This window comes from Mucilaginibacter paludis DSM 18603, assembly GCF_000166195.2.
GTDB classification, from domain to species: domain Bacteria; phylum Bacteroidota; class Bacteroidia; order Sphingobacteriales; family Sphingobacteriaceae; genus Mucilaginibacter; species Mucilaginibacter paludis.
Genome location: NZ_CM001403.1, coordinates 5578052 through 5594365, shown reverse-complemented (window position 1 = coordinate 5594365; position 16314 = coordinate 5578052). Strand labels below are relative to the sequence as shown.

The following is a 16314-nucleotide window of genomic DNA, read 5'->3' as shown; positions in this document are numbered from 1 at the left end:
AGCATTAGCAACAATGGTCGGCATGGAAGGTTTAGAGACGATTGGTGGATGAACCACCATCAATTATAATGAGTGAATAACATATTAAAAAACATTAAATCACATGATTAACAATAGGAACCGATCATAAACAAAACCTCCACACCACCACAACCCTTACCCATCATCTCATCCCGACCGGAGGGAGGGATCCTTTGCGAGCGATGAGTATGCCAGTGCAAAGGGATCTGCGTTAACCATCTACAGTAATACCTGGCACGCGTAAAAGTTCCCTCTCTCCGGTCGGGATGACAAATTTTTTAGAGGTATGTGGATGAATATACACGTGCAACCGCCTTACGTTGGCGATCTACAGCACACATGGCACGCGCAAAAGTTCCCTCCCTCCGGGATGACAAAGTTTTGGAGGAGGTAAGTGAATGAGTATGCGCGTGCAAAGGGCTCTGCATTGACCATGCAGCACACCTGGCACGCGCAAAAGTTTCCCCCTCCGGTGAAGCTTCAGGGTTGGTGGGTGGATGAGAACTTTTAAAGGCGGTTACTAAAGCTACCTATTTAAAAGTACAACGGCCCGTTTTACCAACCGTTTATGGCCGCGCTCACTTTTGCCCTTCCAATAAATACCTGGCAAAATATTCGCGGAGCCGTTTTTGAAAGTAAGTTTTATAAGGCTCTTCGTAAGCGTGGCTTTGGCCGGGTAAAATCAGCATATCAAAATCCTTGTTGGCTTTGATCAGCGCGTCGGCCATGCGCATGGTATTGGCCGGATTTACGTTGGCGTCTGATTCGCCCGACACCAGCAACAGGTGGCCTTTAAGGTTTTTGGCAAGGCTCTGGTTTACGGCAACAGGCTTCGCTAAACCCTGGTAAGTTTCTCCCCAAGTGCGGTTATAAATATTATTATCATGGTTTGCGGATGATGCCACAGCTACTTTATAAAAATCAGGGTAAGTACATAGCGCCGCCGTAGCCATCATCCCGCCACCGGAGTGGCCGAATATGCCGACCCTTTTTAAATCGATAAAATTAAAGCGCGCGGCCAGTTGTTCCAGGCCGTACCGGTCATCTTCGAGCGCATAGTCGCGCAAGTTGCCGTAGCCATATTTATAATATTTGGCCTCTCGCAGCGGTGTACCGCCACGGTGCCCCATCACCACCACAATAAACCCGGTTTGGGCCAGCGAGGTATTGTTATAGCGATCAAATACGGTAAACTCGGTCCACACGGTTTCAATCTGCGGGCCGGGATAAACCTGCGATATGATGGGGTATTTTTTATTGGGATCAAAATTAAAGGGTTTCCACATCAGGCCGTAAAGGTCGGTCACGCCGTCTTTAGCCTTTACCTTAAATTGCTCAGGCTGTTTCCATCCATAGGCATAAAGCGCGCTCATATCGGCCTTTAATATTTGCTGCACAAAGTGTCCTTTGTTATCCAACACCACGGTTCGGGGCTCAAGGTCTATCCTCGAATAATTATCCACCAGGTATTTTCTGTCTTTTGATATAAAAACGTTGTGTGTAGCATTAGCCGTTGTAAGCAGCATTTGCTTTTTGCCGTCAAAACCTACCTTATATAAATAGGCGTAGTTGGGGTTGCTGTTTTGCTCTTTACCAAAGCCGTAAAAGTAAATGCCCCGGCCAAGGGTATCAATATTGAGTATGCGGCCCGCCGTCCAGTTGCCGGCGGTAATGGCGTTGAGCAGCTTACCGGTACTATCGTAATGGTAGTATTGCCCCCAGCCACTCCTATCAGACCACCAGATGATATCCTTACCCTGGTTTACAACGGCCACATGAAACAGATCTTCGTTAATAAAAGGTTTGCTTACCTCGTGGATCACTACGCGGAGCTGGCCGGTTTTAATATTTACGGCGCATAGCTCCACCTCATCGCGGCTCCGTTTTTTGCGGAGGATAAACATTTCGCCGGTAATACCTGCCGATGGCACGATAGAAACAGCCTGATCCGGCCACCTCTCGATATTGATCTTTTTCAGCACAGTGTCGCCGGTATTGCCTATAAACAGCTCGTACTGGGTTACATCCTTGTCACCGGGTAATTCGTAGGGATAGGTATTTACGTAGGGTCTTGGGCTTGTAAGCGAATTGATTACCGTTAATGTTTTCACCTTCCGGGTATCTTTTCGTAAAACATAAAACGATTTGGAGTCGGCTGTCCACACCGCGCCTGTCCCGGTATCAAAGTTGACATGTTCGTCGGCCGGTGTTAGCGAGAAGGAATAGTTTAGCGCTCCATCGCGCGAAAGTTGCCTGGATGTGGTATCGGCTAAGTTTTTAAGGTATAAGTTATGGTTGCGGGCGTACAATAACCAGTGCTTATCGGGCGACCGGTCACCGGTTAAATGAGCAATCTTTTCTTTGGGCGGTTCCTGGTATTTGGCCAGCTTTTTAGTGGTATAGTTGTAAGCATATTTAACGTTTTTATAAATAAGCGCAACGGTTTGCTGCCCTGGTAAAAAATCGGGCGTGTAGTTGATAGCGCCGGTATCAATTGCACCGGTTGTTAGGGTAGCCAGGCTTTTTACAATAGCTTGCTTATCAAACAAAAGTATCAGCTGTTTTTTATCCGGATCTGCCAGGTAATAGTTGGCGGGAGATTTTTTTTTAGCCGCGGCTGATGTTAGGCCGGGCGCATCGTTGGCAACAAACCAAAACTTGTTGCCTTGGTTGAGGAAAAACGGAATAACGGATGTGGTACCAACCAGTTTTGAAAGGTTGGGTACATCGTATCTTTCGGTGGCGGCAAAGTCGGGTTGCTGGGCGTAGCATAACGTACAGCCAAACAGCAATAAAACAAATACTAATTTAGCGTGCATCAGTAGGGGTATATTTTTTTTTATACATTTCACAGGTACTCACCAGGTACGGGTTGTTGGTGGCTTTAATCACCAGGTCTGCTATTTCAACTATCCGGGGAGATTTGTAGTTACGATTGTTTGAACAGAAGGTAAAGTAATCCCAGGTAATGCGCCGGTTGGCTTCCGTAAAACCTGAGATGTGTTTTGCCATCAGGTCGGTAACTTTGTCCAGGTCCTTTTTGCCTGCGGCATCTGCCATGTCTATCAAAACCAAAAACTGATCTTTATCAGGCATATCGGTAGCGTTAATCTGCTTCCTGTAATGCTCAAAATCGTCTTTATTGTAGGGATGTCCCTTAAAATAATACCCTACCAGGGCATAACTGGCAATTTTGCGGTAAACGGAAGCCAATTTCTCATCAACAGTATCCTTGGTATTTTCAACGGCGAATTCCTTCCAGTGGTCGGCCAGGAAGTTAAAATTACGGGTATCAATTTCTGACAGGTACATGGCATAACGGTTTTTGCCGAACAATGCCCAGTTCTCTTTTTTAACGATCTGTTTCAAGGGTACCCGGTCCATAAACTCTTCGTCTATTTTTTTTGCCAGCGGTATTTCCTGCAGCCTCACTTTTAAAAGGGCGTAATCTCTCAAAAGACCGGCTGACCTATCGCCAGATTCATAACGTTCATCCATCACGGCCACTTCGTTATTGGGTTTAAGGCCGCTTCTTATTTTTTTCATGAAAGCATCTGCCGACATCCCTCCTACAAATTTGAATAACAGCTTTCCATCGCCATCCAATAATAAGTATGATGGATAGGCACCTATATTATAGGTTTTGCCTAAGGCTTTCATACGATCGTCTTTATCCATCTCGGCCTTCATGTTAATGAAGGTCGAGTTAAAAAAGTCGGCCACGGTATCCACTGTAAAAACATTGGCCTCCATGTGCTTACAAGGAATGCACCACGATGTATAACAATCAACAAACACCACTTTATGCTGCGCCTTGGCAAGTGTTAATGCTTCGTTAAGGTTATCAGGTTTAAATTCTATTTTTCGGTTCTGACCCGATGCAGCAAGGCCGAGGGTAAGCAATATCAGGGTTAATATATTTTTCATCACAGCGTTTTTTAGCAATTATTTCTGAAGATATTCTTTCTCAATTTTCATTTTCATCAGCTGGTAATTGGCGCGAGTAATAGCGTCGGTATGAGTTTCGGCCAGTTTGTTGATGTTATTCATGGTTTTAACAAAGTACAAATGCAGCACCTCGTTAGTGTCGGTAAGGCCCGCCATAAACGAGTCTTTATTTACTGCCTGGGCCAAATTATATACAAATGTTGCCTGCAGCGTTCGGGTATAGGCATCAACGGGGCGGGTGGCATCAAAATCTTTAAATATGTAGTGATCAAGGTTGTTAAACAGATCCTGCACAGTAAACTCGGTGTTTCCATTCGCATTTTCCGCTTTAATGAGGTTACCAATCACTACCGGGCTCACTAACCTGCTTAAGGCGATTTCCACCTGGCGCTGAAACTTGTTTTCTACCGGCGGGCTGTTGCTTTTTCTTAACCTGGGGTTGTTCATCCAATCGGGCACGCCGCTAAACAGATACGTATTCATTAAGTCGAAGGCTTTTTGCTGCTCATTTTTTGATACATAAACAACCGGCACTTCATTGTATCCCCTGATAACCGGACGGTTAGATTGCCCGCCGATCAGCATAAACAGGCTTTTGGTATAATCGTTATAGGCCGACTGAAAGGCATTGGCTATAGCTACAAAATCGGCATAGTCTTCATCATGCCCTACCATATCGCCGGTTATTTTGTCAAGGCGCGGGTACAGGGCCTGTATGTTTTTCATACCCAGCTCAACGGCGTCTAACTGGTTTGATGCCAGGTTGCCTGGTTGGGTAAAAGGATCATCCTTGTTAGCCTCTACATAGCGCAGGGCGGCATCGTCATAAGAAATATTGGATTCGAAAGCTTTTAAAGCTTTTTGATCCGGAAATATCCTGTAAGCCCAGTTGATGGCCATCCTGTCATAAGCCGAGATCCCCGGGATCAATCCCGACAGGGGCACCTGGTCGTCAGGCTGTACGGCGTAGTTAAACTGGGAATCATCGGTTACCGAAGAAGTGAAGCTGTTCTTCTTTAAAAAACCTGCCGACCTGATCTGCGTAGTAGTATAAGCGTTGCTGGCGTAAAGGTTTGGTTTAAGGCCCAGCAATTCGCCCAGGGCCTGCATGGCTTTCCAACGCAATATCTCGCCCTTTAGCTGCGGGTTGTTCATGCTTTTAATTACCCGCTGGTCTTTAAGCCCGCAAGCAACAAAGTAGGCAGGCATCAAGGCATCGGCAATCAAATCGCTGATGTTCATTTTGGCAGCCAGGATCTCGCCGGTACGCGGGTCCTCGAGCAAATTTTTTGATACCTGCTCGTGCACATTACCCCATTTAATTAAAATTTTATGTGATGATAGCCAGGAGCCATCCTCGTTGGTGTTAATTTTAAACACATTTTTAAAGCCTGCCGCTGCAAAAGCGCTGTTCCACTCCTGCACAGCCTGTTTAAGGTAAGGCATATAAACATCGGGCGTAGCCTGATCAATAAATACCTGAATAGGCTCCGCGGGCTCTGCCAAACTGCCGCTGCGGTATTTAGGCAGATCGGCTTTTTGTACCGTGAGATCCCATTTCTTTATTACATTCACTTCGCGCACGCCATACGGATTTTTGCCAAAATCGTTGTAGGTAACGGTTGCAAAGCCAATCCTGGGGTCGGCCTCACGTACCTGCATTTTATGCTGGGGCAAGCGCTGTATCACCAGGCTCAATATATAGGCATTAGCCTTCTCTTCTACCTTCGATCTTTCGGACTGCTGCCTGGTATCCGTTTGCGTGCGCAAAACGCTGAACACCACCCCGTCGGCCATGGCTTTCACACCCTGAACGCCCGATCGGTTAACATCGGACCGGCTTAAGCCCGAAAAGTCTTTGAAAGAGAACAGGTCGCCGCCTTCCATCAACTGTTTGGTTACATCAATAATATAACTTCCTTTTGCTTTTCCCTGGGCCTCTATGTGTATTACAGAGCTAACCGGTATCAGGTTGGATTCCTGTACCAATTTCTCCATGCCCGGGTTCAGATCGGCCGATACGGCTTCCTGGTAAATCTGTTTGGTGATATTGAGGTTATTGTTTGAGCCTATGCTAAACCTGATGACGCCAGAAGACTGTGATACCTCGTTGGCGTAGCCCCTGGCTATATCGCCAACAACTAAAATATCGCTGTTCAGATCACCGGATGCAATTTCCAGGAAATAACGTGCTCCATCCTGGTAAACGGGGAAAGTACCTGGTATAACCTTCATGCTTTTTTTCAAAAACTTATCAAAAGGCATGGGTTCGTCGGCAGCTTTTACAGGCCGTGGGCTCAATAAGCTAATGGCTAATAATATGGTGGATATTAATTTCATTGTTTTATCTGGTAGTTTTATCAACAGGTAAATTGGTTAAAAAAGAATCTTTCTTGCCGGTGCGCCACACATCAATCATGTGTACAATGGCTATCAAATGGCTTTTAGAGATCAGGTCGTGATTAATTGCCGCCGCCGCTTTTGCCTGGCTGGCGGTAAGGTTCAAAAGGTTGATCATTTCGATGCTTACATTGCCTGCAAGGTTGTTCTTATTATCTACGTGCATCAATATTTTATTCATGAATGTACGTTGCAGCATACGGTCGTACTCGGATATGGGTTTGCCGTCCATTATTTTACCGAAAGTAGCCTGCTGCAGATCCGTCAGAAACTCGTGAACGCAATAGGTGGTATCGCCGACCAGCGTTTGGTTTTTTACCATTTGCGGATATTTTGATACCAGCCTGCCAAAAAGGTCGCTGTATGATTCCTCAACATCGGTACTGAAATTGAAATGTGTTTTATCTTTTATTCCAGCTGCGTACAGCCATTTGGGCTCGGTAAACATAAAGTCTTTCAAATACGCCATCGCTTCCTTTTGCTGTGCATAGCTCACCGGCTTGTAGCCATAGCTATTTTCGCCCCTTAAATTATAATTGCTAAACCCGCCGCCTACACTTTTTAACGCATGCTTGAGGTAGGTATAGTAGCGCCCCTCAACTGCCCGGTACATTGATCGTAGCAGCGTATGGCGGTCATCATCTCCGGCGGTCCATTTTTCCAGATTGGCCATCGTGATTTTGAGGTTGTTTACGCCCAGGCGGTTTGCCTTCATGTCGTCATCGCCAACATCTTCCGCCTGTACGCGCGGGTCGTTAAAATCACTTTCATCGTAATAAAAAAACCTGGGGTCTTTTCTTTTTTGCGATACCCAATCCTGCAAAAACTGTTTCTCTCTAAACGGGTCGGTAAATTGCGGGCGGTAGCGGTATCCCCAGTCAATAGCAAAATCATCATAAACACCAATATGCGGCAGCAATTCTTCAGCACTCATCTGGTCTTGAGGCTGCGCCGCATAGTTAAAGCGCATATAATCCATTACTGATGGGCCAAAACCATTTTTTTGTACAAACTTTTTGTTGCGGATGCTATCAACAGGGTATGAGGCGCTGCCGGCAAAATCATGCCTCAGGCCCAGGGTATGCCCTACCTCGTGTGTAATTACGTTTTTCAGCAAGCTGCCCATCAGGTCGTGGTCAAACGGAAATTGCCGCGCCCGTGGGTCTGTAGCGGCACACATGGAAAAATACCAGCGCTCCAGCAACTCCATAATATTATGAAAAACGGCAACGTGGGAGGACAGGATTTCGCCCGAACGGGGATCTACCACCTGAGGGCCATAAGCGTTGGCCATTTCGGAGGGTTTGTAGGAGATATAGGAATACCGCGAATCTTCCATACTGAAGCCCGGATCTTCGGCCTGCGTTGGCGCAAGCTTGCCTATGATGGCATTTTTAAAGCCTATTTTCTCGAAAGCCGATTGCCAGGCATTTACCCCTTTAATAAAATAAGGTATTAAATACGCCGGCGTATTGCGGTCAATATAAAACACAATGGGTTTTTGAGGCTCAACCAGCTCACCTTTTAAATACTTCTCCACATCGGCTGGTTTGGGTTCCATGCGCCAACGGTTGGCCATGGCCACCATTTCAACCTTTTGAGGGTCTTTATCGTAATTGTTTATGCCGGTTAAAAAATAGCCAACCCTTCTGTCGGCGTAGCGCGGTGTCATTGGCTGCTCGGGCAACAGGCACCACGACGAGCCCACCAGCCATTGCGTAGGATAGGTTTGCGGCTTTTTAGCCGAGGGCGGCCTGTTGGCTTCGCGCGGAGGCTCGGCGAGCGGCGCCCCCTCGGCATAGCTTTTTATTGAACGGAAAACAATATTATTGGCAAAACAGCTTACGCCCGTAATTTTAGATTTCTCGGCTTCGTAGGCGCCGAGCTTAAGCTCATCCTTTGCGCCTTTTAACGAGAATAATTCGTTATCGCCCGCAAATAATTTGGTGATATCTATCATGGATGAGGTATCGCTGGCGGCAACAATATCAAATGCCAGCAAGCTTGGCGATAAACTTAACCGCAAGGATTTGATGTAGATATTAGTAGTATCGGTAGCTTTTACAAACTCGGGTACTACAAGTTCCATCTTAGCGAAACGGCTTTTACGGAACGAGATCACCTGATCGCCCACGGCATCGCCGGCATAGCCAAAACGCATGGCAGGATCTCGCTTGCGCTGTGCTGATCCTTCGATAATGCTGACCGTTGTCAGGATATCGCGGCCCAGCAACCTGTTAGGGATTTCCATTAAATATTTATCGTCCTGAACATAAATATTAAACATTCCCTTGTATTGCTTTGCGCCGGGCTTAACAAAGGTATTTACGGATGGTACCGGTTTATCGCTTTGTGCACGGGCACAAAAAACAGGCACAGTTAAAAGCAGGCCACATAATAATTTGGCTGTAATCTTCATGAAACGTAGTTTAAAATACAGATTTTGGGTAATGGGGCTGCCGCCTTTGGCCGCCCCATAAAGGTTATTGCAATATGCTGCCGCTGTAACAATTACAGCCCTTTTGCCGCATTGCCTATTTTTTGCAGATCTACCTGGTACTCGTTGATATAATAGTTCCTTACGATGTTATACCTTTTCCGGATTTGCCCGTTTACATCTTTAGTGGCGTTTAATATACCAGCAGCAGTGGTGTTGGTTATAGCTACAGATGCGTTCAGGTTGGGTTCAGAGTAGCTTACCATGGCGGTTATATAAGCATTCCAATCGGCGGTGGCCGAGGGAGAGCTATAACCTACAATGATGCCCTTGCCATAAGATTGTGTAGTGCTGGTCATGGTGGTGGCATAATCTGCCGAATTAATAAATTCGGTAGTGGGTGTAACCACGCCTCTGGCTATCATACTTTGAATAAAGATCAGGTTTGCCTTAGCCACAAAGCCCATCGAGTCGTTCTTAGTCATGGTGGTTACCGCGGCGCTGCCGTAGTTAACGGTAATGTTATCATAACTGTAATATGCCGCTACTGATTTTACCGATTTGGTGTAACCTACTGTAGGTGTAAAAAAAAGCGTATTTATAACCGAGTCGAGCTTGCTGCAAAGCAATATTTTCGAAGGAAGAAACTTTTTAAGAAACTTGTCGGAGTAAAAATTAAACCACTTCTTTTTAATCAGGTCAAGCTGGGCACCAACATAATTTTGATCGGCAACGCTAAGCTCAACCCCAGGTGTCCAGTATCCTATGGACGATGGGCCGGTTGGCTTGGTCCAGGCGGTGGGGGTCCAGTAAGCATCCCTATCGGTAAAATTATAAAGTATGTTGGTATTATAGCTTTGCAGGTAGCCTACAATGGTAGCATCGTAAGTATGAGTGCCCTGCGGGATAACGTAAGCTTCGCTGAGGCCCGAGGGGGATAAAGTACCGTCGCTCTTTTTACAGGAAACCATTATCGCAACCGCAAAAAGCATTACCAAAGTTAATTTGAATATTTTCATGATGATCAATAATTAAGGTAAACAAACAATTATCGTGGGTTTTGCACCAAACCCGGGTTGTTATTAATAGCCGTGTAAGGGATGGGCAAAGCGTAAAGCTTGCTACCCGCCGCCAGTGTAAAAGTAGCCGTTAAGCCATCTGCACCGGTGTAAACATGGGTAACAGCCAGGCCAAAACGTTTAATATCAACCCAGCGGTGGCCGTCTTCAAGGCAAAGCTCGCGGCGGCGTTCGTCCTGGTAAAATTTAAACAAAGCAGTAGCATCGGTAATAGCAACGGGAGTGTAAGCGGCCGAGCGTGTATCAAAACGGGTTGCCCGCAGGGTATTTAAATCAGCCAGTGCCTGTACGCCATCAGCAGCGGCGCCATTTTTAGCTAAACGCCTGGCGTATGCTTCGGCTCGGTTTAAATAAAGTTCGGCTACACGCAGCCCTTTGCTACCGTAAGTGGCGTTTGTGACCGATTTGGCCGTGGTATAGGGACCGATGCCTGTAAAGCTATTAAAGTAAACTCGATAACGCAGATCGCCGTAGTTACTGGTGGTACTGTTTTGTGTATATAGTGTACTCAACGAAGCCGATACGGTATATGGCGGGATATAGGTGCTGGTAACCGTTGGAAAATACCGGACATCGCTATTGGGATTGCTGCCATAAACCCATATTGTTTCGGGGTTGGTAGAGCTGTAAATGCCTGTATTTACAATGGCATTAGTAGCGCTTACAAAGGTATTGAAGCTGGTTAAATTTGAATTTTGCTGAAGCCCCAGTGTTGCATAGTTGATGGCTTTATCCCAATCGGTATCTAAGCCGCGATACACATAAAACCTTGATAATAAACAATAAGCAGCGGTACTGCCAACACGAAATGTAGTGGTAGGGGTATAATTTGCTTTGAGCAAATCCAGGGCCTTGAGCAAGTCTGTTTCAATCTGGTCGTAAACTTCTTTAAGCGTATTCCGGGTTAGGCTACCATCGCGTACCTGGCTCGATATTACCAGCGGCACGCCCAGGCTGGTTGAAGCATCAACACCCGAACCGTTGTAGGGTTGCGCATAAATTGTTACCAGCTTAAGGTAATAAAATGCCCGTAAAAACAAGCATTGCCCCATAATGGCATTCTTATCCTGATCGCTGCCCGATACGTTAGGCAATTGGTCCATCACTACGTTGCAACCTTTAATTTTGCTGTAATAAGTGGTATAAACATCGGCGCCGGAGGGTATAGTGCTGGTAACATCAAACATGGTAGGGTCAAACTTAAACATGGCCGTCCCATTTTGCAGAGGGGTTACATAAGTGGATACCTGGTCGCCGGCGGTGGTTTTAGACAAGCCGTTGCACTGAATATCGTCTGTTAGCAGGTCGAAATTTTCGGTAGGGGTTTGATATGGATAGGCATCGCTGTACATCAATGATATCAGGTCGGTTGTGGTGGTGGGCTTGATCTCATCCTGGCTGTATTCATCCAGAAACTTTTTGCATGAGCCCAGCACCAAGCAAAGTAATAACAGGCCATATATAGTAAGTTTTTTCATTTTTTTACGAGTTAAAGACTGATGGCTAAATTAAGTGTGTATGATCTGGTACGTGGCTGCCCGCCGGTAGCTACTTCGGGGTCAACCCCGTTAAATTTGCTGCTGTTAATAGAGAAGGGATTACTTACGCCAAACCCGGCATTGATGCTTTTACACCGCAGCCTTTGGGTAAGGCTTGGGCTCAGAGCGTAACTTAAGCTTAAATTATTGCAACGAAGGCTGGAGGCGCTCACAATCCTGTCGGTACTGTTGTTGTACATATCATACAGGTCAACATAGGTACCGTTAGGTAATAATACCGATGGGATAGACTTATCCGGTAAGCCCGGGATATTTGAACTGGTATTGGTTGGCGTCCATCTGTCCAGAATATTTCTGGATAAATTTTGATACTCGGTAGGCAGGTTGGAGGTAAGGGTGTACAGTGGCGCCAAGAATTTTTTACCTCCTAACTGCAGGTAGAAGCTTGAGCTCAGGGTGAGCATTTTATAACGGAAGTTCATGCCCAGGCCTGATGTAAAATCGGGATCCATTTTACCAACATACTGCATATAGGCAGTAGGATCCTTAGCCACATCGGCACCGGCGGCATAACTCAGATCAATTTTAGGCCGGCCGTTGGTGGCATCAACCCCGGTAAATTTAAAGGCGTAAAAGCCGGAAACCGGGTCGCCTACTTTATTAAGGCCGCCCGATACGGCTGTGCGCCAGGTAGCCAGTTGAGTACCCACCTTGGTAATGGTATTGCTGTTTTTAGACGTGTTAGCCGTAACCGACCAGGTAAAGTTTTTGGTGCGTACCGGCACAAAGTTAGCAGTAACCTCGTAGCCTGTATTATCCATTGAGCCACCGTTAACCAGCATGGAGTTAACGCCGTACTCTATAGGTATATTTAAACTGGTGATCAGATCGCGCCCCCTTTTGGTATAGTACTCCACCGATCCCTGTACCTTGTTCTGGAACAGGCTGAAATCCAAGCCTAAATTTACCGACAGGTTTTTTTCCCAGCGCAAATCACCGTAAGGTAAAGAGCTTATGGTTAATAAATTATCGCCAGTAAACGCATCCACAACACTTGATGCCGGCGTGGTTGGCACTTTAACGATCAGGTCGGGGCTTACATTGGTTGATATATTCCGCTGGAAACCGAACGAACTCCTCAGGCTGAGGGCGGATAACCAGCTGGTACGGTCAAACCATTTTTCGTTGGCTATATTCCACCTCAGACCACCTGCATAAACCGGGTTGAACGATTCGTTGGTGAACTGGCCGAAACGGTTCGACCGGTCTGTACGCACGCTGATATTGGCTACATACCGGTTATCATAACTGTAACTTCCGGTTAAATACATGCCCATCGTATTGGTTAGGTTATCTGTTATAGTTGGCTGTACGCTCAGCAAGGGGTTAACCGTATTGGCGGAAGTGTAGGTTGTAGGTAAGGCCGCAAAAGAACGGCCTCTGTCTCGCAGGTAACCGTAATTGGTAGATGAAAAGCCGGTATAGCGCACGCTGTTAAACTCCTGCCCAAAAAGTACGGTAAACACGTGCTTTTGTTTAAGCACCTTGCTGTACGATAAGCTATTGCGCCAGTTCCACGAGTTGCTTGTGGTTACCATCTGGTTAAACTCGCCGCCTACAGGCAACTTGCTGTTTTTGTATGCCGCATCGACTGATTTTACTGTGCCGTAATCCCAAAAACGCAGGGTTGCCGCAACATATTCTGATTGCTCGGTAGCGTAGGATTCGCCCCGTGTTGTAATGGCGTTGTAGCTGTATAAACTTTGAACCTTAAGCCCCGGAATAATTTCGTAATTGGCGTCAATGGCTACATTTGCCGATTGTACCTTGTTGGAGTTGCCGGTATTGGCGAGCTCGTTGAGCACATTGTATTTATAGTTTCTTAAGCCGGTATAAAAATAGTTAGAACCATCGCTGTTATACGCAGGCAATACCCTGTTAATGGTACTGGCGTAACCATAAGGGTCAACCTGGTAAAAGCCGTTGGTTGTTTTATTTGACGCCGAAAGACGGGTTCCGAAAGTAAATTTTTTAGATACCTGCGAGTTAACCCTCAGGTTAGCCGTATAGCCTTTACTATCGTTACCTATGGCGGTTCCGTTTGATTGGTTGTAGCCGATGGAAGAATAATACGAGGTGTTATTACTGCCACCCGATACACTTAAATTATGATTGGTGCTGATAGGCGCCCTAAAAAGGATATCAAACCAATTGGTGTTTTGCGATTCGAGCGCGGCTACGCGGGTGTTAAACTGGTCGGAAGTTATGGTTTTGTTATAGAGGTAATCATTCAATGCGCCGGCATAGCCTATATTATTGTTTACAACGCTGCTCGCTATCAGGCCCCTGTCGTATATCTCGCGCGATACGGAAACACGCTCTTTCGAGTTCATCATGTTCAGCTTATCATAAGTAACCTTTTCGGTGGTGCTGATGTTGGTTGAGTAGCTGATGGCTATTGGCCCGGCTTTGCCTTTTTTTGTGGTAATTACAATAACCCCATTGGCCGCCCTAACGCCATATATGGCTGTAGCAGAGGCATCTTTCAATACGGTAATATCTTCAATATCATTGGGGTTTAGCCAGTTGATGGAGTTACCTACAAAGTTTTTAATATAATCGAAATTATCTTGGGTGACGCTCCCTAACGAGTTTAATACCTGGGTTTTAAACGGCAGCGGATCTTCCTGGATGATACCATCAACCACCCAGATAGGTTCTTGGGTACCGCTCAGGGTTGATGTGCCGCGTACTCTTGTTTTTTGGCGGGTTCCGGTTAAACCGCTTGTATTTGTTACCACAACCCCGGCCAATTTACCTTGCAATGCCTGCTCGAGCGTATTCAAACCATTAAGGTTAAGATCCTTAGCGTTAAGATAACTGGCAGCCCCCACCATATCGCTTCTTTGCAATATCTGGTAACCGGTATTTACGGTAACCTCCCCTAACTGCATTATTTTTGTTTTAAGGGTTACCGTAACCGATGTTTTTCCGTTTACTTTAACTTCAACCGGTTCTTTACCAATAGTGGTAAATATCAATACGGCATCTTTAGGTACATCAGGCAAAATAAAACTCCCAACCATATTGGTAACGGCCCGTTTACCGGTTCCTTTTACGGTTACTGTAACACCTGTAAGCAATTTGCCGTCTTCATCTTTTACAGTACCGGTAACGGTAATATTGGTAAAAAAACGCTTTATCTTTTCTACTATGGTAGCCTCCCTTTCTTTAACTACAACCGTTTTTTCTTCGAGTTCGTAAGTTAAGGGCTGGTCGGTAAAACAGCTTTTCAATACATCCTCTAAGGGCGCATTGTTTACGGTGATATTTACCGGGCTTGCTTTTAATAATAACTTACGGTCGAAAATAAAATCGTACCCGCTTTGCTTGCGGATCTCCTTGAACACCTTTTCTAAGGGGGCATTTTTTTCGTTTAGGGTGATGCGCTGCGCGTAGGTGGATGCGCTTACTTGCATAATAGCTGCTAAAATGATTAGGGGGATCAATCGCATAATGAGCAGTAATTTACGGACGTGCGGATTAGGCACACCAAAGGGTTTGGTATAAATTTTATACATTTGTATGTGTTTGGTTGTTACAGTTGATACTAACGCAATTTTTGTTGACGCGCGGCCAAACCATTGCCAGAGGTGTTAGAGCACTTCTGGTTTTTTTGCCTTATGGTTTAATTAAACTATAAGCATGGGCGCATCGCCGGGAAAGGTGGGCTGGGTAATTATTTTGTCACTATTACCCTCCTTCCGTTAACTTTAAAGTGAACTTTGCCGGTTGATTCCATTATTTTAAGTACGGCGGAAATGTTTTTTGACCGCGATACCCATCCTCCAAGTTCAAGATCCTGAGGGGCCGACGGATCATAGATCACCTGTACATCATACCAGCGCGCAATTTTGCGCATGGTGGTTTTAAAATCGTTATCCTTTAAAATAAAATCGCCGTTTTTCCAGGCCATTATGGTTTCGGTATCCACATCCGATACACTTATGCTGCTGCCATATTGCGCTTGCTGCCCTGGCTTAAGTACAGCTATTGCCGCTGAAGCCTCGCCGGTTACCTTTACCGAACCCTCGAGCAGGGTGGTTGCTATAACGGGTTCATCAATATAGGCGTTAATATTAAAGTGCGTACCCAATACTTCAACCGTTTGCTTATTGCTCACCACGCGGAAAGGTAATTGCCTGTTGTGTGCAACCTCAAAATAAGCTTCGCCCTGAAGCATTACCTTACGCTCTTTTAATGATGCAAAGCTGGCCGGGTATTTAATAGACGATGACGAATTGAGCCATACCTTGGTGCCGTCCGGCAATACAAGCTGGTACTGCCCGCCGTTGGGAGTTTGCAACGTGTTGTAAACCACATCGCCAGCTGAGTGTGCATTGTTTTTACTTGCCGTTGTATAAATAAGCTGCCCCTTGCCCGATTTTGAGATACGGATGCCCGACTGCTCCTGCAATGTTAAGCCCGTAGATTGATCAAGGCTGACCTTGTGCCCATTGGATAAAGTAAGCAAAGCTTTATTACCACCAGGATTTACATCGTTAGCGTACTCGCTACCCGTGTGGGCAGATCGCGAAGCGTAAAAATAAACGCCCACGGCTACCAAAAGTACCGCTGCAGCGCTGCCAATATACCTGATGTTAAATAGGCTGAATATTTTACCTGTGTTTTTTTGCGCAAACCTGGGGTCGACTATGGTTTTTTGATAAACCCTTTGAACCTGTTCGTCGGGTATTGCCTGGGTTGGCTTTTCTATCTTCCACTCCTCTCCCATCGACTCGTAGAATACTTCTTCGTAAGCTTCGTTTTGAGCGTAGCCGAGCAATTCGTCCAGCTCCTCTGCCGAGAGTGTGCCGTTTAAATAACCGAACAATAAATCCTTAACTCTTTCTTTATCCATAAACTAAAT

At 45.9% G+C, this 16314-nt stretch carries 8 protein-coding genes; all 8 read right to left on the bottom strand.

The features are described 5' to 3' along the window. Positions 1-599 precede the first annotated feature (599 nt). The 8 genes from MUCPA_RS23595 to MUCPA_RS23560 all read right to left on the bottom strand — a co-directional run bounded on the left by MUCPA_RS23595 (position 600) and on the right by MUCPA_RS23560 (position 16305). The gene (locus MUCPA_RS23595; protein WP_008509798.1) at positions 600-2840 is read right to left on the bottom strand and encodes a S9 family peptidase; all 2241 of its coding nucleotides are present in this window, start codon (positions 2838-2840) and stop codon (positions 600-602) included. Next, complete coding sequence (locus MUCPA_RS23590; protein WP_008509797.1) at positions 2830-3948, bottom strand: thioredoxin fold domain-containing protein; 1119 nt, start codon at positions 3946-3948, stop codon at positions 2830-2832. Before MUCPA_RS23590 ends, MUCPA_RS23595 begins: the two co-directional genes overlap by 11 nt. Positions 3949-3966: 18 nt before the next feature. After that, a complete protein-coding gene (locus MUCPA_RS23585) occupies positions 3967-6309 on the bottom strand; it encodes a zinc-dependent metalloprotease (RefSeq protein ID WP_008509796.1) in 2343 nt (780 codons plus the stop codon). 4 nt (positions 6310-6313) lie between these two features. After that, positions 6314-8788, bottom strand: a complete 2475-nt coding sequence (locus tag MUCPA_RS23580) for a zinc-dependent metalloprotease (protein WP_008509795.1) — start codon at positions 8786-8788, stop codon at positions 6314-6316. A 92-nt stretch (positions 8789-8880) separates the two neighbouring features. Next, a complete protein-coding gene (locus MUCPA_RS23575; RefSeq protein WP_008509794.1) occupies positions 8881-9825 on the bottom strand; it encodes a zinc-binding metallopeptidase in 945 nt (314 codons plus the stop codon). Positions 9826-9854: 29 nt separating this feature from the next. Next, positions 9855-11363 (bottom strand): RagB/SusD family nutrient uptake outer membrane protein, encoded by a 1509-nt coding sequence (locus MUCPA_RS23570; protein WP_008509793.1) that lies wholly within the window; start codon positions 11361-11363, stop codon positions 9855-9857. 11 nt (positions 11364-11374) lie between these two features. Beyond that, positions 11375-14965, bottom strand: a complete 3591-nt coding sequence (locus MUCPA_RS23565; RefSeq protein ID WP_008509792.1) for a SusC/RagA family TonB-linked outer membrane protein — start codon at positions 14963-14965, stop codon at positions 11375-11377. 158 nt (positions 14966-15123) lie between these two features. Beyond that, a complete protein-coding gene (locus tag MUCPA_RS23560) occupies positions 15124-16305 on the bottom strand; it encodes a FecR family protein (protein ID WP_008509791.1) in 1182 nt (393 codons plus the stop codon). Positions 16306-16314 lie beyond the last annotated feature (9 nt).

Coding starts and splice junctions, on each gene's coding strand:
- MUCPA_RS23595 (WP_008509798.1), bottom strand. CDS start 2,840: ATGCACGCTAAATTAGTATTTGTTTTATTGCTGTTTGGCTGTACGTTA.
- MUCPA_RS23590 (WP_008509797.1), bottom strand. CDS start 3,948: ATGAAAAATATATTAACCCTGATATTGCTTACCCTCGGCCTTGCTGCA.
- MUCPA_RS23585 (WP_008509796.1), bottom strand. CDS start 6,309: ATGAAATTAATATCCACCATATTATTAGCCATTAGCTTATTGAGCCCA.
- MUCPA_RS23580 (WP_008509795.1), bottom strand. CDS start 8,788: ATGAAGATTACAGCCAAATTATTATGTGGCCTGCTTTTAACTGTGCCT.
- MUCPA_RS23575 (WP_008509794.1), bottom strand. CDS start 9,825: ATGAAAATATTCAAATTAACTTTGGTAATGCTTTTTGCGGTTGCGATA.
- MUCPA_RS23570 (WP_008509793.1), bottom strand. CDS start 11,363: ATGAAAAAACTTACTATATATGGCCTGTTATTACTTTGCTTGGTGCTG.
- MUCPA_RS23565 (WP_008509792.1), bottom strand. CDS start 14,965: ATGTATAAAATTTATACCAAACCCTTTGGTGTGCCTAATCCGCACGTC.
- MUCPA_RS23560 (WP_008509791.1), bottom strand. CDS start 16,305: ATGGATAAAGAAAGAGTTAAGGATTTATTGTTCGGTTATTTAAACGGC.